The following is a 19,549-nucleotide window of genomic DNA, read 5'->3' on the forward strand; positions in this document are numbered from 1 at the left end:
CTCCGGGCGCCTCAAAGCCGTTTAGGCGCCTGCTTACGCGTCAGCGGCCTGCGCCTTCAGCGCCCGCTCGATCCCCGACCGCGACTCCGAGACGAGCCGCCGCAGAGCGGCGTTGGGCTCGGCGGAGGAGAGCCAGGCGTCGGTGCGGTCCAGGGTGTCCTGGGTGACCTGGACCGACGGGTAGAGGCCGATGGCGACCTGCTGGGCGATCTCGTGGGAACGGGAGTCCCAGATCCCCTTGACGACCTCGAAGTACTTCTCCGTGTACGGCGCGAGGAGTTCACGCTGATCGGTCTGGACGAAGCCCCCGATGACCGCTTCCTGAAGCGCGTTGGGAAGGTCGGCGGAGTCGATGACGGAGGCCCAGGCGGCGGCCTTCGCCTCGGGGGTGGGCCGGGAGGCCCGCGCCGTGAGAGCGTGCCGCTCACCCGCCGCCGTCTTGTCGCGCTCGTACTCGGCGTCGATCTCCGCGTCGCCGAACCGCCCGACGGACGCGAGGCGTTGGACGAACGCCCAGCGCAGCTCGGTGTCCACGGCGAGCCCGTCGATCGTCGACGTCCCGTCCAACAGGCCCTCAAGAAGGGAGAGTTGGGATTCGGTACGGGCCGCCGCCGCGAACGCGCGGGCCCACGCCAGCTGGTGGTCGCCACCGGGAGCCGCCGCACGCAGGTGCTCCAGCGCCGCCTCGGTCCAACGCGCCAGCAGATCCTCACGCTTGGCCGGCGCCGCGTACAGCTCAAGCGCCAGCTTCACCTGCCGCTGGAGGGACTGGACGACGCCGATGTCCGACTCCTTGCCGATGCCGGACAGCACCAGCGAGAGGTAGTCGCTGGTCGCCAGCTCCGCGTCCCGCGTCATGTCCCAGGCCGAGGCCCAGCACAGCGCGCGCGGCAGCGAGGACTCGAAGTCGCCGAGGTGCTGAGTGACGACCGCGAGGGAGTCCGCGTCGAGGCGGACCTTGGCGTACGAGAGGTCGTCGTCGTTGAGCAGGAACACCGCCGGGCGGCGCTTGCCGACGAGCTGCGGGACGGCCGTCAGCTCGCCGTCGATGTCCAGCTCGACGCGCTCGTCGCGCACCAACTTGCCGCTCTCGTCGTCGAGTTCGTACAGGCCGACAGCGATGCGGTGCGGGCGGAGCGTGGCCTCGCCCTTCGCGCCGGCCGGCAGCGCGGGAGCCTCCTGGCGGACCGCGAACGAGGTGATGACGCCCTGCGCGTCCACCTCGATCTCCGGGCGCAGGATGTTGATCCCAGCCGTCTCCAGCCACGCCTTCGACCAGGACTTCAGGTCACGCCCGGAGGTCTCCTCCAGCGCGCCCAGCAGATCGGACAGACGCGTGTTGCCGAACGCGTGCCGCTTGAAATAAGCCTGCACGCCCGTGAAGAACGCGTCCTCGCCGACATACGCGACGAGCTGCTTCAGCACCGACGCGCCCTTCGCGTACGTGATCCCGTCGAAGTTGACGAGGACGTCGTCGAGGTCGCGGATGTCCGCCATGATCGGGTGCGTGGACGGCAGTTGGTCCTGGCGGTAGGCCCACGTCTTCATCTGGTTGGCGAACGTCGTCCAGGAGTGCGGCCAGCGCGAACCCGGCGCGTACGCCTGGCAGGCGGCCTCCGCGTACGTCGCGAACGACTCGTTCAGCCACAGGTCGTTCCACCACTCCATGGTGACCAGGTCGCCGAACCACATGTGCGCCAGCTCGTGCAGGATCGTCGCCGCGCGCGTCTCGTACGCCGCGTCCGTCGTCTTCGACCGGAACACGTACTGGTCGCGGATCGTCACCGCGCCCGCGTTCTCCATCGCGCCCGCGTTGAACTCCGGGACGAAGAGCTGGTCGTACTTCTTGAACGGGTACGCGTAGTCGAACTTCTCCTGGAACCAGTCGAATCCCTGCCGGGTCACCTCGAAGATGGCGTCGGAGTCGAGGAATTCGGCCAGCGAGGGGCGGCAGTAGATGCCGAGCGGCACCGACTGGCCGTCCTTCTCGTACACGCTGTGCACCGAGTGGTACGGGCCGACGATCAGCGCCGTGACGTACGTCGAGATGCGCGGCGTCGGCTCGAACTCCCAGACGTCGTCCTTCGGTTCGGGCGTCGGCGAGTTGGAGATCACCGTCCAGCCGGTCGGCGCCTTCACCGTGAACCTGAACGTCGCCTTCAGGTCCGGCTGTTCGAAGGACGCGAACACGCGGCGGGCGTCCGGCACCTCGAACTGCGTGTAGAGGTACGCCTGCTGGTCGACCGGGTCGACGAACCGGTGCAGGCCCTCACCGGTGTTGGTGTACGCGCAGTCCGCGACGACCCGCAGGATGTTCGGGCCCTCGAGCAGGCCCGGCAGCGCGATCCGGGAGTCCTTGAACACCTCGTCCGGGTCCAGCGCGTCCCCGTTGAGCGTCACCTCCGAGACGGCCGGGGCGACCAGGTCGATGAACGACGAGGTGTCGCCCTCGGCGACGTCGAAGCGCACCGTGGTCACGGACCGGTAGGTGCCGCCCTCCTGCGCTCCGGAGAGGTCGAGATCGATCTCGTACGAGTCAACGGTGAGCAGCTTCGCCCGCTGCTGCGCCTCTTCGCGAGTCAGGTTTGTGCCAGGCACGCGGTCATCTCCTCGTTATGCGTGGGTTGTGGTCATCTTTCCACGGGGCAGGTGCCCCGGGCGACGTTCGGGTGGCCTTGGGCCCTCTCCGCCAGGGCCCGCGCCAGCGCCCGCACCCCGGCCCCCTCGCCGCCCCGCGTCCACACCAGCCCCAGCGCGGACTCCGCCACCCCCTCCACCGGCACGAACACCACGTCGTCCCGCCGGTGCGCCGTCGCCGTCGGCTCGCACAGCAGCATCGCGCCGCGCCCCGTCGCGACCAGCGTCAGCCCCTCCTGGAGGGTGCCCGCCTCGGGCCCGGACGCCGCCGGGGCCTGCGCGGCGCGCCAGTACGCGGGGGCCGGGGGAGCGGGCCTGACCAGCGGCTGCGCCGCGACCTCCGGCGCCGACACGGACGTCCGCGTCGCGAAGGGATGACCGGCCGGGACCCCGAGGCGCTGGGGGCGGCGGGAGAAGACGGGGCCGAGGACGAGGTCCGGCTCGCGGACGGGCAGCAGGACGACGGCCGCGTCGACGCTCCCGGCGCGCAGCGCGCCGAACGGGTCGGACAGCGGCAGCTCGACGAGATCGATATCCCCCAACTCGCGCAGGACACCGGCGAGTTCGGTACTGACGGCGCCCTGGAAGCCGAGCCTGAGGCCGGTCCCGCCCGCCTCCTCGACGGCGGCCACCAGCTCCTCGTACGCCGGACGCAGGCGGGCCAGGAAGCGCTCGCCCAGCGGTGTCAGGGCCACCCGGCGGCTCGTCCGGCTGACCAGCCGGCCCCCGATCCGGCGCTCCAGAGCGCGCAGCAACTGGCTGACGCGGGCCTGCGACACGTACATCCGCTCGCCGGTCCTGCCGAAGTGCAGTTCCTCGGCGAGGGTCAGGAAGCACTCCAGCTCACGCAGGTCGGGGGGCGATCGATAAGCCACGTTCATGGAAGGGCGAGAGGTTCGCCGTTGTTCCCGGCGGGCCCGGCGCGAAGGGTGGAGGCATGTCCGCCAACCCCTCCACAGACACCGGCACCTGGCCCGCCGTTCTCGCTCTCGCCGCCGCCACCTTCGCCGTCGTCACCACCGAGATGCTTCCCGTCGGCCTCCTCACCTCGCTCGGGGCGTCGCTGGGGGTCTCGGCCGGAACGGCGGGGCTCGCCGTCACGCTCCCCGGGCTCGTCGCGGCCGGTACGGCACCGCTCTTGCCGGTCGTCGTACGCCGCAGCGACCGCCGGCACGTCCTCGTCGCCCTCCTGCTGCTCCTCGCCGTCGCCGGGCTGCTGTCCGCGCTCACCCCCGGGCTGGCCGTCCTGCTCGTCGCCCGTGCGCTGGTCGGCGTGTGCATCGGCGGGGTGTGGGCGATCGCGGCGGGGCTGCCGGCGCGGCTGGTGCCCGGTGAGCGGGCCGGGCGCGCGACGGCCGTCGTCTTCTCCGGCATCGCCGTCGCCTCTGTCATCGGCGTCCCGGCGGGCACGTTCCTCGGCGAGGCCGCGGGCTGGCGCTGGGCGTTCGCGGCGCCGGCTTTCCTCGCGACGGCCGTGGCGGCGGCCCTGTACGCCACGCTGCCCCCGCTGCCGGCAGAAACCCCCGTCCGCCTCACCGTCTTCCCCCAACTCCTGCGCGACGCCCGCCTCCGGCGCGGCCTCACCGCCGTCGCCCTCCTCGTCACCGGCCACTTCGCCGCGTACACCTACGTCCGCCCGCTCCTGGAACGCGTCCCGGGACTCGCGGAGGGACAGATCGGCCTGCTACTTCTGGCCTACGGGACGTCAGGGGTGGCCGGCACCTTCCTCATCGGCACCAGAGCCCCCCGTAACCCCACCCGTACCCTCCTCCTGATCGCCACGACCCTGACAACAACCCTGACCCTCCTGGCCCCCTCCTCCCACTCCCTCCCCCTCACCACGACCCTCCTACTCCTCTGGGGCCTCCTCTACGGCGGCGTCTCCGTCACGGCCCAGACCTGGCTGACCTCAGCAGCCCCCCACACCAAAGAAGCCGCCTCCGCCCTCTTCGCCGGCGTCTTCAACGCGGCCATCGCCGCAGGCGCCTTCGCAGGCGGCCGCACAGCAGACACCCACGGCCCCACCGCCGTCCTCTACCTGGGCGCCACCCTCACCCTCCTCGCCGCCCCCACCCTCCTCACCGCAACGCGACGCCGCGACCTCGCCGGCAACCCCGAACACCGGGCACGAGCCTGAGGTTTTCAAGGGCACGGGGCTGCATACATGCGCGGCTCCGCCACGTGCCGGTCTTCTGCGGCGGCGATGCGCGGGGTGCCCCCCGAACGAGGCCCAGCCGCAGGTCTTTCAGGGGCGCGGGGAACTGCGCGACCAGCCACGACGGTGCCGCAGCCGCACGACGCGCAGTTCCCTCACGGCGCCTAGGCGTTGAGCTCGGCCGCCACCAACTCGGCGATCTGGACGGCGTTGAGGGCGGCGCCCCCTCCGCTGCTGCCTCGCGGTACACGTACGCTCGGTGATCCACGGCTGCTTCTTGTACGTGGCGGAACGCCGGATCGCCCCGAACGAGGCCCAGCCGCAGGTCTTTCAGGGGCGCGGGGAACTGCGCGACCAGCCACGACGGTGCCGCAGCCGCACGACGCGCAGTTCCCCCATGGTGCCTAGGCGTTGAGCTCGGCCGCCACCAACTCGGCGATCTGGACGGCGTTGAGGGCGGCGCCCTTGCGGAGGTTGTCGTTGGAGACGAAGAGGGCGAGGCCGTTCGCGACGGTCTCGTCGCGGCGGACGCGGCCGACGTAGGAGGGGTCCTGGCCGGCGGCCTGGAGGGGGGTGGGGATGTCCGTGACGACTACGCCGGGGGCCGTCGACAGCAGTTCCAGCGCCCGCTCGGGGCTCAGCGGACGCGCGAAGCTCGCGTTGAGCTGGAGGGAGTGCCCGGTGAAGACGGGAACGCGGACGCAGGTGCCGGAGACCTTGAGCGAGGGGATCTCAAGGATCTTGCGGGACTCGTTGCGGAGCTTCTTCTCCTCGTCCGTCTCGCCCAGCCCGTCGTCGACGAGATTGCCCGCGAGGGGAAGGACGTTGAAGGCGATGGGCCGCTTGTAGACACCGGGCGCCGGGAAGTCGACGGCGCTCCCGTCGTGCGTCAGCTTCTCCGCGTCGTCGATCACCTTCCGTACCTGCCCGGCGAGTTCGGCGACCCCGGAGAGCCCGGACCCGGACACGGCCTGGTACGTCGTGGCGACCAGCGTCTCAAGACCCGCCTCGGCGTGCAGCACCTTCAGCACCGGCATCGCGGCCATCGTCGTGCAGTTGGGGTTCGCGATGATCCCCTTGGGCCGCACGGCGACGGCATGCGGGTTGACCTCGGAGACGACCAGCGGGACGTCCGGATCCATCCGCCACGCGGACGAGTTGTCGATGACGACGGCCCCCTGCGCGGCCACCTTCTCCGCGAGCGCCTTGGACGTCGCGCCCCCGGCGGAGAAGAGGACGATGTCCAGCCCGGAGTAGTCCGCGGTCGCCGCGTCCTCCACGGTCACCCCGTCCAGCTCGGACCCGGCGGACCGCGCCGACGCGAACAGCCGCAGCTCGGTCACCGGAAACGCACGCTCCGTGAGGATCCTGCGCATGACCGTGCCGACCTGCCCGGTGGCTCCGACGATTCCGATCCTCACGGCGACTCCCTGTGGCTGTACTGATGTGTCTGCGGCGTTTCCATCATGCGGCCCACCCCGGTCCACCTGTCCAATTCTTTGCCCCCCACTCCACCCGGCGCACCACCACACGGCACCAGAACTCCGGCCACACCCGCACTGAGCTGGAGATATTGCCCCCGACCCGCCCCCACACCGCAATCCGTTCCGCCCCGCCCGCCGATGTGACGTACACCCCACGAACGTTTCCCGGGGGCCCGGCGTCGTAGGAGAAACAGGGAGGGGTGTCTGTGCTGCGCAGAAAACCGCGCCGGACCGAGGCCGGCGACGATCCCCTGGACGCGGCACAGGAGCGCCGCGTCAGAGCGGTCCTCGCCCTCGGCGGCGTCCCCCAGGCGGACCTGCCGGACGGCGTGCAACAGGTCCGCCTGCGCCTCCTGGAACGCGCCGCGAAGGGCTACGAGGCCCCGCGCGACGTCTCCGCGTGGGCGGCCGTCGTCGCCTCCAACCTGGCCATGGACTGGCACCGAGCGAAACGCCGCCAGGAACGCCTCGGCGAACGCCTCGCCTCGCTGCGCCAGACCGCGCAGCCGTCCGGCGAGGAAACGAGCGTGCTCTCACTGGCCGTTGCCCGAGGACTCGACCAACTCCCCGACGCCCAGCGCCAGGTGGTGATCCTCCGCTTCTACGCCGACCTCCCCGTCGCGTCGATCGCGGAACAACTCGGCGTGCCCGAAGGCACGGTGAAGAGCCGGCTGCACACGGCGGTCAGGGCGCTGCGCGTCCGCCTGCACGAGGACGAGGTGGTCTGAGATGCCCGACGACGACGCGCTCCTGCACGCGATCACCGGCGAACCCGCCCCCGACACCCCCGAACTCCGCGCCGCCCACGCGGACATCGCCGTCCTGCGCCACCAACTCGCCCTCATCGCCGAGGAACTGGACGCCGGCCCGGTGGCCGTTCCCCCACGCCGCCGCTCCTGTCGCGGGGTGCTGTACGGCCTCGCGGCGACCGGCGTGCTCGGCCTGCTCGGCGGCACCCTCACCCTGCTGGCCGGGACCGGCGGCGCCGGCGACGCGGGGGACGCCGACAAGTCCGCTGCCTCCGCAGTTGGCGGTACCGCTGAGGAGGCAGCGGACGCCCTCACCGACCCCGAGTACCTGGCCTGCGCCGCCACGGTCGTCGAGGGCACCGTCATCTCCGTACACCCCCAGGGGGACGCGACGGAGGTCACCCTGAGAGTGACGCGGTCCTACAAGCCGGTGCCGGGCCCCTCCGACGTCACGTTCGCGGTGGACGCGGTGGACGCGGTGGACACTGAGGTCGTGCGGGGGGAGGCGCTGCTGGTCGCGCTCGGGCCGGACTCGGCGTCCCCGGACGCGCTGGTGGTGGGGGAGCCCGGCGTCGCGGCTCAGCGCCCGTCGCTCGTGCGGGCGTTGGAGGAGTCGCGCGAGACGGCGTGCCCCGGCTGAGACGCGAAAGGCGGGCGCCCCTTCAACGGCGCCCGCCTCTGTCTCGTCGTACGCGTCAGGTACTACGCGTCGTACCGCCTACTCCCAGCCGTCCCAGACCCAGCTGCCGGTGTCGTCCCCGCTGGGCTTCGTCGGCTTGGTGACGACCGGGTCGTCGAGGCCGTCGGCCGCCACGACCCGCTTGTCCTGCGCGGGCGAGGCGCCGTGCTGGCCGGCGAGGCCCAGCGGGAGCGCCAGCGTCGCGGTGACAGCCAGGGCGGCGAGTGCGGTGCGGACGGCTCGGCCGGTGATTCGTCTCATTCTCTGCCTCTGCAATTCTTCGTTCCCGGGGAGTGCCCGGCGTGGTGCCGGTGCCCCGGGGCGGCGAGCGTGTGCCGGAAACGATGATGGTTCGGCGGCCATGCCGCTGTCATGTTCCTTCGCTGGCCTCAGGAGGCCATGGCAGGCTCTTGCCAATTCCGGTCACGCGTATCACGCGACCCGGCCGCCTCTTGGTTCCCCGTACAGGTAACGGTCCGGACGGCAGTCGCCCAGCTCCCAGTCCGGCAGCAGTCCGGGGAGGCTCAGCCACTCGGCCCAGCCGTCGCGCGCGCGGTCCAGTGCCTCGTCCAGGCTGCCGGCCTCCACGAACGTCATCCCGACCAGCCGTCTGCCCCACCTCGCGAGCGAGACGTGGGCGATGCCTGGGCGGGGGTCGGTTCTCGTGTGCTCGGCAACGGCGCTCAGCCGCTGGTCGCTGGGCATCGCGACGGGCGGCGCGGCCGACGGCAGGAGAACGACCTTGACTGCGTACACGGTGTGACCTTAGGCACGGCCTGTGCGGATATCGGCCGCGTCCAGCTGTCATCCCCCGGTCATGGCAGGGAGCGGCCAGCAACGTGAAAGTGGCCCGGTGGCCGAAAGGCCGAGTGGCTGAGCCACTGATCCATCACCCCTCACAGCCACCCCCGTCTCACCGCCTCCGCCCCCGCCTGGAACCGGCTCTGCACCCCCAGCCGCCGTTGCAGATCCGCCGTGTTGCGCCGAACCGTCCGCAGCGAGACGCCCATCTTCCGGGCGATCCCCTCGTCCGTGAGCCCCGCCGCCAGCATCTTCAGCAGCGCCGCCTCACGGTCCGTCGGCGCGTCCTCCGGTATCTCCTGCGGCGCGGAGCCCAGCGGGACGGCGTTCTCCCACACCATGTCGAACAGCTCGCCCAGCGCCCGCACCATCCCGGGGTAGCGGATGAGCAGCGCCCCCTTGCGGCTGTCGTCGATGTCGATGGGGATGACGGCGGTGGTGTGGTCGGAGAGGATCATCCGCATCGGCAGCGCCGGCACCGTACGCGTCTCCCCGCCCCGCGACGCGAGCCAGTTCGCGTACTCCACGGTCGGCGGATCGTTGCGGACGCTGTCGAGATACACCGTCCGCATCCGCACCCCACGGGACAGATGCTGCTCGTCGAGCGGCCGCCCGGCGTCGAGGGCCGCCGCGCTCAGCGCCCCGCCCGGCACGAACGTCCGCACGTCGACCCGTGCCTGATGAGCCAACTCCATGAGCCGCACCCGCACCGCGTCGACGCCTTCGAGACGCTCGACGCCGCTGTCCACGCGGTGCGCCGCCATGTTGGCGTAATCCGAGGTCAGCGCCGCGAGAGCGGCCCGTTCCTGGGAGAGCCGGGCGCGCTGCTCGTCCAGCTCGGCCTCCCGGCGCTGGAGCAGCGGCGAGAGGACGATTTCCGGACTCACGGGAACGAACTGGTGGCCCGCGGCCTCATGGAGGAGCGAGAGTTGGGTCAGCCGGTCGAGCGCGCCGCGCACCTCGGTCTCCGCGAGCCCGGTCTCGCGGGCGATGTCCTCCAGGGTCCAGGAGGGGTGCAGCAGCAAAGACCGGTAGACGTCGTGGGTCGACTGGTCGATGCCGATGGTCTCCAGCATGGCTCCCCCTGCGCGGGCCGTTCTGCGGCCGAGATCTGTCGGTGGTGTCGGAACTGTGGCTGACGGTATCCGATCCGCCATTTCGGCGTACCTGCGTTCGAGTCACCCGGCGTGACCTCCTGGCATCTCCCGGCCATGGCCACGTGGTGCCACAACCGGAACCCCCCAACCCCCGACCACCCCGCCTAATGTCATTGATCGCCGGGTGGTGCTCCCTCGGGGGAGGGCATCACCCGGCAACCGGACACCGGCCGGCGCCGTCACGGGGGTGGGCGCCGGCCGGAAAAACGGGGTGGGGAAAAGGGGGAAAACGGGGGGAAGGTGGGGAAACCGGGGGAAAGCGAAGAGGCGGGCGCTCTTGGGGGAGCGCCCGCCTCTTCAATTCAGGCCCCGCGCAGGTCTTTTAGGGGCGCGGGGAACTGCGCGACAAGCCACAACGAACCCGCAGCCGACACACAACTCCCCACCCCACCCCCTTAGTCGCTAACCCACGACCTTCTCGATCACCACGGTCCCAACCCCCGCAGCGGTCCCCCTGGCATTCACCAGCCGAACCTCCCCGAAGAACTCCCGCCCTTCAGGCCCAGCGGCCTTCACAAGGACGTTCCCCGAGATGGTCGCCGAGGCCCCGCTCGCGATGGAGACGGTCGCCCCGGAGTCCACGGACACACTCCCGAGCCCAGCGGCGAAGTACACGTCCTTGTACTGGAACGTCGTAGTCCCGGCAGGAACGCTGTACCCGTCCACGACAACCGTGTAGGTCCCCGCAGCCGGCTTCACGACGCTCACCGATTCCTCGGAGTCCCCGTCCGCCGACTTCGCGACCTCCACCCCGTCGCGGTACACCACGAGGTCCAGATCCGCGGCGGCGTCGGAAACCCCACCGATGGACACGTCGAACCGCTCGACCCCGGCCGGCACCACAACGGTCGACGTCTGCGAAGCACCGTGCGCGATCGTCGGCGTACCCAGCTTCGCCGACCCCAGCGACCCGCCCTCCAGCTTCGCGGTGAGCGGCGCGAACCCGTTCTTCACCGTCCAGTCGACGGCGACAGGCGTCCCGACCTTCGCCTCGGCCACCGTCCGCACGGCCGGCGAGAACTCGGTACCGAGCACCGACACATCGAGCGTGTACGGGTTGTCGAGGTGCGGCGACGTCCGCCGCGACTCGACCTCGATCTCCCACACACCCGGCGTCGGGTTGGTGTAGGTCCGCAGATCCGGGCGGCAGTTGTTGGGCAGATCGGGGTTGGAGTAGTCGCTGTAGCAGTAGACCGTCGCGGAGTCCTCCATCTGCGTCCCGTACGGGTGCAGCGAGATGAACCGCGTCTGGCTCTTGTCCTTCAGCCCACCGAGCGCGACCTCAAGGGTCTTTGCACCCTGCGGCACGGTCACGAAGTACGAGTGGCTGCTGTTGCGCTGCACGCTCGCGGCCTTGGAGAAGGTGTACGACGGCGTGACGAGCGCGTGGGAGACGACGACGGTGGAGAGGATCTGCCGGTCCACGCCGACGGTCGACCGGTCGTCGAGTTCGACGATCGCGCTGTGCACGCCCGCCGACTTGGCCCGCGCCTGCACCTTGAGCGTCACCGGCGTGTTCAGCGGCAGCTTGACGCGCTTGCCGCCGAGCAGCTTGAACGTCCCGTCGTTCGTGACGAGCGAGACACGGTGCTCAACCGCCTTGGCGGGCCCGGAGGTCCGGGTGACGACGACGTCGTAGGTCCGCTTCTCGCCGACCTTCAGCCCGCCCTCGCGGTCGTAGATGCCGGTACCGAACCCGGGCTCCTTCAGCGCGCCCGAGAGCGCGGTGCTGACCGGCGCCTTGACGGTGTAGTCGTGCGCGGTCGCGCCCTTCTTGATCGCGTCCCACGCCTGCACGATGCGGATCAGCCCCGCGCCCTGCACATGCGCGGGAACGCCCTTGATCTCACGCGCGGTGCTGGTCAGCGCCGTGCGCAGGGTCAGCGGCGACAGCTCGATACCGCGCTGCTTCGCGGCGGACAGCAGCAGCGCGCTCGCGCCCGCGGCCTGCGGCGACGCCATCGACGTCCCCTGGAGCATCGCGTACCCGGCGGGCAGGCTGTAGCCGGCCTCGGCGGTCGGCGCGCCCGGCGACCAGGTCTGCATCGTGTTGACGGCGGCGCCCGGCGCGACGAGCGTCGGCACGAACCCGCCGTCCTCGCGCGGCCCGGCGGAGGAGAACGGCAGCATCGCGTACTTCTTGGTCACCTGGGACCCGTAGTTCGCGGCCCAGGTCTCCTTGGAGATGGACGCGCCGACGCTGATGACCTTGTCGGCGAGGCCGGGGTCACCGATCGTGTTGATGCCCGGACCCTCGTTGCCGGCCGCGATGACGAGCTGCACGCCGTAGGTGTCGATGAGGCGCGTGTAGAGCTGCGCGCGGGCGTTGTTGCCGTCGTTCAGCGGGGGCAGCCCGCCGATGGACATGTTGACGATGTCGACGCCGCGCTTGGTGACGAGGTCGATCATGCCCTCGGTGAGCGCGACGTTGGTGCAGCCGCCGGTCCAGGTGCAGGCGCGCGACGACACGATCTTGGCGCCCGGCGCCGCGCCGTTCATGCGGCCGCCGAACAGGGAGTTGGCGGCGGTGATCCCGGCGACGTGGCTGCCGTGCCGGGACTCGACGACGCCGATGCTGACGTAGTCGGACTTGTCGCCGGCGCCGTTGAAGACGACGTCCTTGCGGATCTCGACGACGAACGGGATGCGCTCGGCGACCTCGGTCGCCGGGTTGTCGGTCCCGAAGTACCCGATCTGGAAACCGTCCTTGTACGGCTTCAGCGCCTCTTCGTCGGTGAAGTCGCCGTCGTTGTCGAGGTCGACGCGGACGGTACCGGCGGCGGCGTCGTAAAGGACGCCCCACACGTCGGACTTGTCGCCGTCGCGGTTCAAGTCCCCGGCCATGTCACCGCCGTTGGTGGCGGACTCGGCGAAGGTCTGGAACCGGAAGTCCCCGGCGGGGGCCTTCCAACTCCGGCCGGCGGCGGTGAACGTGGGCCCCGCGACAGGGGAGTTCATCCGCAGCCAGGTGCCGTCGCGGTCGACCACCGGGTCGGTCGCGGTGACCCAGTCGACGATCTTCCGCTCACCGGTCGTCGTCTTCTGCAGCGCCGGGTGGCCGAGGTCGACGCCGGAGTCGAGGACGCCGATGGTGACGCCACGGCCGTCGTAGGTCGGGTGGTCCTCGACGAAGGAGACGGCGCCCGTTTCGAAGGACGGGTTGTACGGGTTCGTCGCCGGGGTGTTCTTGCCCGGCGCGGGGTAACTCCCGGCCTTGGGGGCGGAGTCGCCCTTCGAGGTGCCCGGTGTCGGGTCGTCCAGGGCGATCTCCTGGCGGAGGTCGATCGCCTGGACCGACGTCAGCTTCGACGCGGCGGCGATGGCCGCGTCCGCCTTGCCGGTGGGGACGGTCGCGCGGACGTAGCCGAGCTTGTCGTCCTTGCGGCCGATGAACCCGCCGTCCAGGCCGTCGAGTTGCTTCGCGACCTGGGCGGTGGCGCCCGGGGTGGTGGCGACCATCATCGTGACGGTCTTGTCCCCCTCGGTCTTCGCGTCCGCGAGCGCCGCCGCGTCGTCCGCGCCCAGCTTGTCGGCCTTGTCCGGCGACGACTTGGGGGCGACGGTGGAGTGCTGGTCCCCGGCGAACGCCAGCGGCACGGGACCGGCGGCCGACAGCGCGGCGACGAGCCCCGCCGCGACGGCTATTCGGACCGTACGTCTGTGGGGGGTGTGGGTCATGGGCATCCCTAGCTCATGTCTTCGGTGAAGGGGACCGAAACTGATCCCGAACGATCGCCCAGCTTTACCCACGGGACGATCGTTTGGGGAGAGTTGACCGGGAGGCGGTGAATGTATGGGGAAAACCCGCGATGGACTTTAGTGAGTTGACCGCTACTTCCGGACAAAACGCCCACCAGGGTGCCCGCTACGACAGGGAGCTGTGAACCGCCCGTGAGAAAGACCAGGAGAACGGCGGCCTACGCCGTGATCGTCCAGGACGACCGCATCCTCCTCGCCCGCTTCCGCGCCCCCACCGGCGGCGGCAGCTGGATCATGCCGGGCGGCGGCGTCGAACACGGCGAGGACCCGTACGACACGGTCGTCCGCGAACTGCGCGAGGAGACCGGCTACGAGGTCGAGGTCACGGCCCTGCTCGGTGCCGTCTCCCGCCACGCCCCCGTCCCCCGCCGGGGCCTGCGCCGCCCCGCCGACCACCACGGCCTGGCCCTGATCTACGAGGCGAAGGTCACCGGCGGCGAACTGCGCCCCGAGGAGAACGGCTCGACGGACCTGGCGGCCTGGCACGCCCTCGCGGACCTCCCGGACCTGCGGACGGGCGGCATCGTCGAGGCGGCCGTCCGCCTCTGGCGTCAACGCCCGCCCACGGGTCACCTGATTGACTGAAACAGGCTCAACCCCTCTCAGCAGGGACAACTCCGCCTGAACCGAGGGCGTCCTTCCCCCTGACCGAACGATCACGAGCAGGGGGAACCACATGAAGACACTCCGTACGACGGCCCTCACGGCGACGGCCCTCACGGCGACACTCGCGCTCGCGGCCCCGGCGCTGGCCGCCGCACCGGCCCACGAGGCCACGCGCAAGGCCGTCGAGGGCGTCGTCCGCGAGGGCGTACCGGGCGTCACGCTGACCGCCCGGGAAGGCGGCAAGACGTGGTCGACGACGGCCGGAGTCGGCAACCTCCACACCGGCAAGCCGCGCTCGGCGGGCGACCACTACCGCGTCGGCTCGATCACCAAGACGTTCGTGGCGACCGTGCTGCTGCAACTGGAGGCGGAGGGCAAGCTGTCGCTGGACGACACGGTGGAGAAGTGGCTGCCGGGCGTGGTGCGCGGAAACGGCCACGACGGCAGCCGCATCACCCTCCGCCAGCTCCTCAACCACACCAGCGGGATAGCGAATTACACGGACGACGCGGGGTTCGCCCAGGACTACTTCCTCAAGGACGGCTTCTTCAAGAACCGCTACACGCCGCGTACCCCGGCCTACGCGGTGGGCATCGCGATGTCCCACGCCCCCGACTTCCCGCCGGGCACCGGCTGGAACTACTCCAACACGAATTACGTCGTCGCCGGAATGGTCATCGAAAAGGCGACCGGCCGGCCGTACGGCCAGGAGATCCGTACCCGCGTCCTGAATCCTCTCCACCTCAAGGACACCTCGGTCCCCGGCAACCGGGCGACCCTTCCCAAGCCGTCCAGCCGCGCGTACGGCAAGCTCGCGGAGACCGCCGACGGTCCGACGTACGACGTCACCGAGCTGAACCCCTCGGCGGCGGGCGCGGCGGGCGAGATGGTCTCCACCTCGTCCGACCTGAACCGCTTCTACAGCGCCCTGCTGCGCGGCAAGCTGCTCCCGCCCGCCCAGCTCAAGGAGATGAAGACCACCGCCCTGAACTCCGACTACGGCCTCGGTCTCCTCACCGCCACCCTCTCCTGCGGCGTCACCGTCTGGGGCCACAGCGGCGGTATCCACGGCTCCGAATCCATCGCGCTCACCACCACCGACGGGAAGCACTCCCTCGCCGCGAATCTGAACGGCGACTGGACGGGCGACATCGTCTCGGTCGTAGAAGCGGAATTCTGTGGAAACCCCGCCCCGAGCGCAAGCCGTTCGGGTGAAACCGACCTCTCCGTCATCCAGGATGCGGCGAAATAAAACACCCAGTTCATCCCCCGGAAATATCCGTCGCGCCTGATATCGGCTAACCCGCACTTCACGGGGATGGCTTGATACATGTGCAAGGCGGGTGAGCGCGAATGCTCCGTGTGCTGTCTGTCTACGAGGGCTTCTTCTCCGGGGGCGCCCGGATCGTCCACAGCGACGTGGTGCTGGGCCTCCGCGAGGGGGGCCAGCACCACCGCGTGCTCAGCATGCACGCGGAGGTCCACCGCGAGGCGACGCGCCAGCGCATGGAGAACGACACGTGCTACCGCCGCCTGACGGCGGCGGGCATCCCGGTGACGGCACTGGGGCGGACTTTCGAGGGGGGTGTTCCGGCCACGGCCTTCACGGGCGAGGAACTGGCCGACACGGCACGCGCGATGGCCGAGGCGGACGTCATCCTGTCGCTGAAGGAACAGCCCCTGGCGCTGCTGAACCAGGCCGGCCTCCCACGCCGCCCGATCGTCGTCGGCCTCCACCGCTCCGACCCCGAGAACCAGTCCCTGGACGAGCTGCTGACCGGCATCGCGGACGGCAAGGTCGCGGCGGCGGTCTGCTGCGCGGAGTCGACACGGGCGGCGTACGAGGCGGCGGGCGTGCCGGGCGAGCTGCTGCACGTCATCCCCAACGGCGTCGACCTGATCCGCTTCCGCCCGGACGCGGCGCGACGGCTGTCCGTCCGCGCGGAACTCGGTCTGCCGGAGACGGCCCCGGTCGTCGTCTTCGCCGCCCGCTACGACGGCATGAAGAACGTCCCGCTGTTCCTGCGGGCGGCGGCGGAATGGCTGGCGCGCGAGCCCGAGGGTCACGTCCTGATGTGCGGGGCGGGGATGAGCGAGGAGAACGCGTCACTCCTCGCGGACGTGCGGGAGGCGGGCGTACAGGACGTTGGGCGCCTCCACATGCTCGGCGTCCGCCGGGACATGGAGGCGCTGTACGCGGCGTCCGACGTCGTCGCGCTGACGTCGGCCTGGGGCGAGGCGGCGCCGCTCTGCCTCATCGAAGGCATGATGTGCGGCGCGATCCCGGTCACGACGGACGTCGGCGACAGCGCGTCGATCGTCGCGGGCCACGGCCTCGTGACCCCCTTCGACCCTCGCCTGATCGCCGCGGCCTGGTCCGAGGCGGCCTCGGCGAGGGCGGAGCTGGGCCCCACCCTCGCCGCGAGCCGCGAACGCTTCAGCCGGACCCGGATGATCGCGTCCTACGCGGCGCTGTTGGACCGGGTGAGCGGTCGCACTACGCCGAGGTCTCACGCAGGTGCGTGAGGAAGGGCGTCCAGGAGGAGAGGGGGAGGAGGAGGGCGGGACCGGTGGGGTTCTTGGAGTCGCGGACGCCGATGTGGGGGGCGAGGGGGGCGACTTCGAGGCAGTTCTGGCCGGCTGTGCTGTAGGACGACTTGAACCATGCCTGGTCGGCGGCGAGTTCGGGGGCGGTGTAACGCTTGTGCATGGACTACAGCTCTCGTTCTAGTCGGTGCAGGAAAGCGGGAGTGTCCTCAGGGGACAGTGCTGATGCTGTCATGGCGTTGAACCGCCGCATGAACCGGTTGACTTCGCGAGGCTTGTCGGAGGTGGAGACGGGGCCCCAGGCGCTGTCCACCTGGACACGCGGCGGAAAGTTGTTGCCGAAGTCGAGGATCGCGAAGTCGTCGGGGGACCGGTAGCTCGGCCTGAACGGCAGTACTTGGACCGTGACGTGGTCCCATGAAGCCATCTCCTCGATCCGCGCGTACTGCTCACGCATGACGTCCGCACCCCCGATCGGATACCGGAGGGCAGCTTCCCCGAGGATGGCGTGAAGCTCAACAGGGTTGTCGCGGGTGAGGACTTCCTGCCGCCGCATCCGCAACTCCACGCTCTGGCTGACGAACTCGGAGGTGTGCTCCTCGATCGGCTTGTGCAGTTCGTGCACGGCGACCGCATATCGCTCGGTCTGGAGCAACCCGTAGACCAGCGAGGGGTGGTACACCTTCATGGAGCGGGCCTCGGGCTCGATGCCGACGAAGGCGGGCATCCCCGTAGGCGTCAGCCCCCGGAACTGGGTCAGCCAATCCTGCTTGTTGGACTCCTTGTTGAGGCTGATCAGGCCGTCGATGATGTCGGGGTCGGTGACCCCGTACTTGTCCAGCAGCTTGCGCAGATCACCGACGTTGCGGAAGTTCAGCGAGCCCGACTCGATCCGTTGTAGCGACGCCTCGGAGATCTTCAGCCCCACGACGGCCTGCTTCCGCGAGAGGGGTCCGCCCCGGTCGCCGAGACCGCAGTTCTCCCGGAAATGCCGCATCTGAAGACCGAGTTCGAGTCGTTGGGCGGTGCGCCCGCGCTTCGCAGCCATGTGCACCTCTCTGTGCGCTTGTGCGTACGGCTAGTGACCGTGTGCAGAGTGTGGCACCGGGTGCGCGACCGCCGCAGGCGAATGCTCAGATTCGGGCATAGTCCACTTTCCCCATCCCTGATGATTCAGCGGACTTTCGATTGCAACCGAACGCCCCGCCCCGCCACGGTGATCCCACAGCCGCAACGGAAAGGGGCCGACCCCACATGACCACCCCCGCTCCCACTCCCACCACCCCCCACACCGAATCCTGGAACATGAGCTACCCCATGACGCTGCGAAGCGTCCCCCTCGCCCGCCGCCAAACCCTCCGCCGCCTCACCCTCTGGTCCTGGCCCGGCAACACCTACGACGCCACCCTGATCGTCTCCGAACTCGTCGCCAACGCCATCCGCCACGCCCACCGCCCCGGCCACGAACTCTGGCTCCACCTGGCCCTGTTGGAGAACCCCACCAACACCCTCCTGATCGAAGTCTCCGACCCCACCACCACCTTCCCCACCCTCCCCGCCCACCCCACCCCCGAAGCCGGCCGCGGCCTCCAGGTGGTCAACTCCCTCACCACCCACCTCGACTGGCACCTCCGCCCCCACATCGGCAAAACGGTAGCCACCCACCTCCCCTGCGCCCCCGCACCCCGCTGACCCCCGTGCCCCGCCCCCCTGCTCTCCCGCGCCCGCGAAGAAACGAGGACCCACGCGGAGGAGGGGCCACCCGGCAGCACCAGGCGACCCCTCCTCTCCCCCCGAGTACCGCCCCGGTTCCCCTCCTGACCTACCGGGGCAGTACCACGACATAGGCGGACGGCGGACGATCGGCGGCGGCCAGCAGCGCCGTGCGGATCACCATCGCCTGCTGCTCCATCGACTCCCGCAGCTTGCGCGGCGTGATGTGGACGACCGTGATGCCGAGCCGTTCCAGCGTCTCCCGCTTGCGCGCGTACTCGGCCCAGAGGACGTCGTCCTCCTGACGGGGCGCGCGGACGTCCAGCTCCAACGCCACCGCGTGATCGGGCCAGTACGCGTCGAGCCCGCCGAGGTGAGGCCCGCCGGGAAGGCGGAGGTCGACGTTCCACAGCGGATCCGGCAGCGCGTGATCGCGGACGAGCCGGTACAGCCGGTTCTCCGCGAGCGCCCGCCCCTCCGCGAGCAACGCGTCCACCGCGTCCATCACATGCGGCCGGCTCAGCAGCTTCGCCCGGCTCAACTCCCGCACCGCGACCGCCGGTTCACAGTGCCCGTCCCGAACGGCCTCCGCCATCAGCCGCCGCACGACCCCGGCGTCGTCGAGTTCCGCGACCGCGTCCGCGAGCGCACGGGCCGCCGGCGCGACCGGCACCCCGTTGACCAGCACGGGAGCCGGCAGCGAGGCCGCACGGACGATCCGGACGTACCCCGTGGACCGCAGCCGGCGCAGCCGGGGGACGAGGACGTCGACGAACTCCTGGTCCGGCAACGGGGGAGGGGCGCTGAAACCGTGCAGCGCCAGCGCCGCGAGCCCGGTGATCATCGCGTCACCGCCGGTCGCCCCCTGCGGGGGAACCGCGACCTCCCGCACCCCCGCACCTCGCTGGCCCCCGCGCCCAGCCCCCCTGTTCCCCCGCGCCGCATACCGCAACGCGCCCCGCACCCGCTCCTCACCGCTCACCGCGCAGGAGTGCAACGCGTAGACCCCGGGCAGCAGTTGCTGCCAGGGCCCACCGGGACGGCACCGCTCGTTCGTCTCGGCCTGGGAGACACCTTGGGCCCGGAGTTGAGCCGCCGTCAGGACGAGATCGCGGTCGGCGTGGAAGAGGGAGCGCTGCGAGAGAGGCGTGTCCGAGTTCATGCGGTTCATGCGATCGGAATTCCCGCGCCCGCCCGGCCCGCTAACCGGCGTTACACGCCTGTCGACAAACGCGGACAACACCGCACTAAAGGACGGGTGT

The 19,549-nt window shown here is 70.6% G+C and carries 17 protein-coding genes; 7 read left to right on the forward strand and 10 right to left on the reverse strand.

All coding sequences use genetic code 11. From position 1 onward, the window contains the following. Positions 1-33: 33 nt before the first annotated feature. Positions 34-2,598, reverse strand: a complete 2,565-nt coding sequence (gene pepN, locus IAG44_RS26895; RefSeq protein ID WP_187749646.1) for an aminopeptidase N — start codon at positions 2,596-2,598, stop codon at positions 34-36. A gap of 32 nt (positions 2,599-2,630) precedes the next feature. Further along, on the reverse strand, positions 2,631-3,512 hold the full coding sequence (locus IAG44_RS26900) for a LysR family transcriptional regulator (protein WP_246562127.1): 882 nt from the start codon (positions 3,510-3,512) through the stop codon (positions 2,631-2,633). Positions 3,513-3,574: 62 nt separating this feature from the next. Here IAG44_RS26900 and IAG44_RS26905 point away from each other — a divergent pair, with 62 nt between their 5' ends. Further along, the gene (locus IAG44_RS26905) at positions 3,575-4,774 is read left to right on the forward strand and encodes an MFS transporter (protein WP_187749648.1); all 1,200 of its coding nucleotides are present in this window, start codon (positions 3,575-3,577) and stop codon (positions 4,772-4,774) included. Between the two features lie 422 nt (positions 4,775-5,196). Here the strand turns inward: IAG44_RS26905 and IAG44_RS26910 are convergent, their stop codons facing one another. After that, entirely contained in the window at positions 5,197-6,213 is a 1,017-nt protein-coding gene (locus IAG44_RS26910) for an aspartate-semialdehyde dehydrogenase (RefSeq protein ID WP_187749649.1), read from the reverse strand. A gap of 269 nt (positions 6,214-6,482) precedes the next feature. On the opposite strand from IAG44_RS26910, the gene IAG44_RS26915 reads away from it, so the two are divergent. Both IAG44_RS26915 and IAG44_RS26920 read left to right on the forward strand, forming a co-directional pair. Further along, positions 6,483-7,004 carry an RNA polymerase sigma factor gene (locus tag IAG44_RS26915; protein ID WP_425508470.1) on the forward strand — a complete coding sequence of 174 codons (522 nt, stop codon included), beginning with the start codon at positions 6,483-6,485 and terminating at the stop codon, positions 7,002-7,004. A gap of 1 nt (position 7,005) precedes the next feature. Next, the gene (locus tag IAG44_RS26920) at positions 7,006-7,665 is read left to right on the forward strand and encodes a hypothetical protein (RefSeq protein ID WP_187749651.1); all 660 of its coding nucleotides are present in this window, start codon (positions 7,006-7,008) and stop codon (positions 7,663-7,665) included. Positions 7,666-7,743: 78 nt separating this feature from the next. On the opposite strand, the gene IAG44_RS26925 is transcribed toward IAG44_RS26920, so the two are convergent. The 4 genes from IAG44_RS26925 to IAG44_RS26940 all read right to left on the reverse strand — a co-directional run bounded on the left by IAG44_RS26925 (position 7,744) and on the right by IAG44_RS26940 (position 13,340). Next, on the reverse strand, positions 7,744-7,965 hold the full coding sequence (locus IAG44_RS26925; RefSeq protein WP_187749652.1) for a hypothetical protein: 222 nt from the start codon (positions 7,963-7,965) through the stop codon (positions 7,744-7,746). 171 nt (positions 7,966-8,136) lie between these two features. Next, positions 8,137-8,460, reverse strand: coding sequence for a hypothetical protein (locus tag IAG44_RS26930; RefSeq protein WP_187749653.1), 324 nt, complete (start codon positions 8,458-8,460; stop codon positions 8,137-8,139). Positions 8,461-8,600: 140 nt separating this feature from the next. After that, on the reverse strand, positions 8,601-9,581 hold the full coding sequence (locus IAG44_RS26935; protein WP_187749654.1) for a helix-turn-helix domain-containing protein: 981 nt from the start codon (positions 9,579-9,581) through the stop codon (positions 8,601-8,603). A 483-nt stretch (positions 9,582-10,064) separates the two neighbouring features. Beyond that, positions 10,065-13,340: a S8 family serine peptidase gene (locus IAG44_RS26940; RefSeq protein ID WP_246562128.1), complete on the reverse strand. Its 3,276-nt coding sequence runs from the start codon at positions 13,338-13,340 to the stop codon at positions 10,065-10,067. 213 nt (positions 13,341-13,553) lie between these two features. Between IAG44_RS26940 and IAG44_RS26945 the strand changes: the two genes are divergently transcribed. The 3 genes from IAG44_RS26945 (at position 13,554) to IAG44_RS26955 (ending at position 16,553) form a co-directional block, all read left to right on the forward strand. Next, positions 13,554-14,006 (forward strand): NUDIX hydrolase, encoded by a 453-nt coding sequence (locus IAG44_RS26945; protein WP_187749656.1) that lies wholly within the window; start codon positions 13,554-13,556, stop codon positions 14,004-14,006. Positions 14,007-14,097: 91 nt separating this feature from the next. Beyond that, complete coding sequence (locus IAG44_RS26950) at positions 14,098-15,279, forward strand: serine hydrolase domain-containing protein (protein ID WP_187749657.1); 1,182 nt, start codon at positions 14,098-14,100, stop codon at positions 15,277-15,279. A gap of 110 nt (positions 15,280-15,389) precedes the next feature. Then, on the forward strand, positions 15,390-16,553 hold the full coding sequence (locus IAG44_RS26955) for a glycosyltransferase (protein ID WP_187752877.1): 1,164 nt from the start codon (positions 15,390-15,392) through the stop codon (positions 16,551-16,553). On the opposite strand, the gene IAG44_RS26960 is transcribed toward IAG44_RS26955, so the two are convergent. After that, on the reverse strand, positions 16,525-16,737 hold the full coding sequence (locus tag IAG44_RS26960; protein ID WP_187749658.1) for a DUF397 domain-containing protein: 213 nt from the start codon (positions 16,735-16,737) through the stop codon (positions 16,525-16,527). The two genes, IAG44_RS26955 and IAG44_RS26960, sit on opposite strands and share 29 nt — an antisense overlap. Positions 16,738-16,740: 3 nt before the next feature. Beyond that, positions 16,741-17,622, reverse strand: a complete 882-nt coding sequence (locus tag IAG44_RS26965; protein WP_187749659.1) for a helix-turn-helix domain-containing protein — start codon at positions 17,620-17,622, stop codon at positions 16,741-16,743. 206 nt (positions 17,623-17,828) lie between these two features. Between IAG44_RS26965 and IAG44_RS26970 the strand changes: the two genes are divergently transcribed. Next, positions 17,829-18,266: an ATP-binding protein gene (locus IAG44_RS26970; RefSeq protein ID WP_187749660.1), complete on the forward strand. Its 438-nt coding sequence runs from the start codon at positions 17,829-17,831 to the stop codon at positions 18,264-18,266. 130 nt (positions 18,267-18,396) lie between these two features. On the opposite strand, the gene IAG44_RS26975 is transcribed toward IAG44_RS26970, so the two are convergent. Then, positions 18,397-19,449 carry a hypothetical protein gene (locus tag IAG44_RS26975; protein ID WP_187749661.1) on the reverse strand — a complete coding sequence of 351 codons (1,053 nt, stop codon included), beginning with the start codon at positions 19,447-19,449 and terminating at the stop codon, positions 18,397-18,399. Between the last annotated feature and the right edge of the window lie 100 nt (positions 19,450-19,549).

Source organism: Streptomyces roseirectus (genome assembly GCF_014489635.1).
GTDB lineage: Bacteria > Actinomycetota > Actinomycetes > Streptomycetales > Streptomycetaceae > Streptomyces > Streptomyces roseirectus.

What these genes read in the sequence shown, in the direction of transcription:
- IAG44_RS26925 (WP_187749652.1), bottom strand. Translation starts at nt 7,965, where the DNA reads ATGAGACGAATCACCGGCCGAGCCGTCCGCACCGCACTCGCCGCCCTG.
- IAG44_RS26970 (WP_187749660.1), top strand. Translation starts at nt 17,829, where the DNA reads ATGACCACCCCCGCTCCCACTCCCACCACCCCCCACACCGAATCCTGG.
- IAG44_RS26905 (WP_187749648.1), top strand. Translation starts at nt 3,575, where the DNA reads ATGTCCGCCAACCCCTCCACAGACACCGGCACCTGGCCCGCCGTTCTC.
- IAG44_RS26935 (WP_187749654.1), bottom strand. Translation starts at nt 9,581, where the DNA reads ATGCTGGAGACCATCGGCATCGACCAGTCGACCCACGACGTCTACCGG.
- IAG44_RS26965 (WP_187749659.1), bottom strand. Translation starts at nt 17,622, where the DNA reads ATGGCTGCGAAGCGCGGGCGCACCGCCCAACGACTCGAACTCGGTCTT.
- IAG44_RS26940 (WP_246562128.1), bottom strand. Translation starts at nt 13,340, where the DNA reads ATGACCCACACCCCCCACAGACGTACGGTCCGAATAGCCGTCGCGGCG.
- IAG44_RS26975 (WP_187749661.1), bottom strand. Translation starts at nt 19,449, where the DNA reads ATGAACTCGGACACGCCTCTCTCGCAGCGCTCCCTCTTCCACGCCGAC.
- IAG44_RS26960 (WP_187749658.1), bottom strand. Translation starts at nt 16,737, where the DNA reads ATGCACAAGCGTTACACCGCCCCCGAACTCGCCGCCGACCAGGCATGG.
- IAG44_RS26950 (WP_187749657.1), top strand. Translation starts at nt 14,098, where the DNA reads ATGAAGACACTCCGTACGACGGCCCTCACGGCGACGGCCCTCACGGCG.
- IAG44_RS26920 (WP_187749651.1), top strand. Translation starts at nt 7,006, where the DNA reads ATGCCCGACGACGACGCGCTCCTGCACGCGATCACCGGCGAACCCGCC.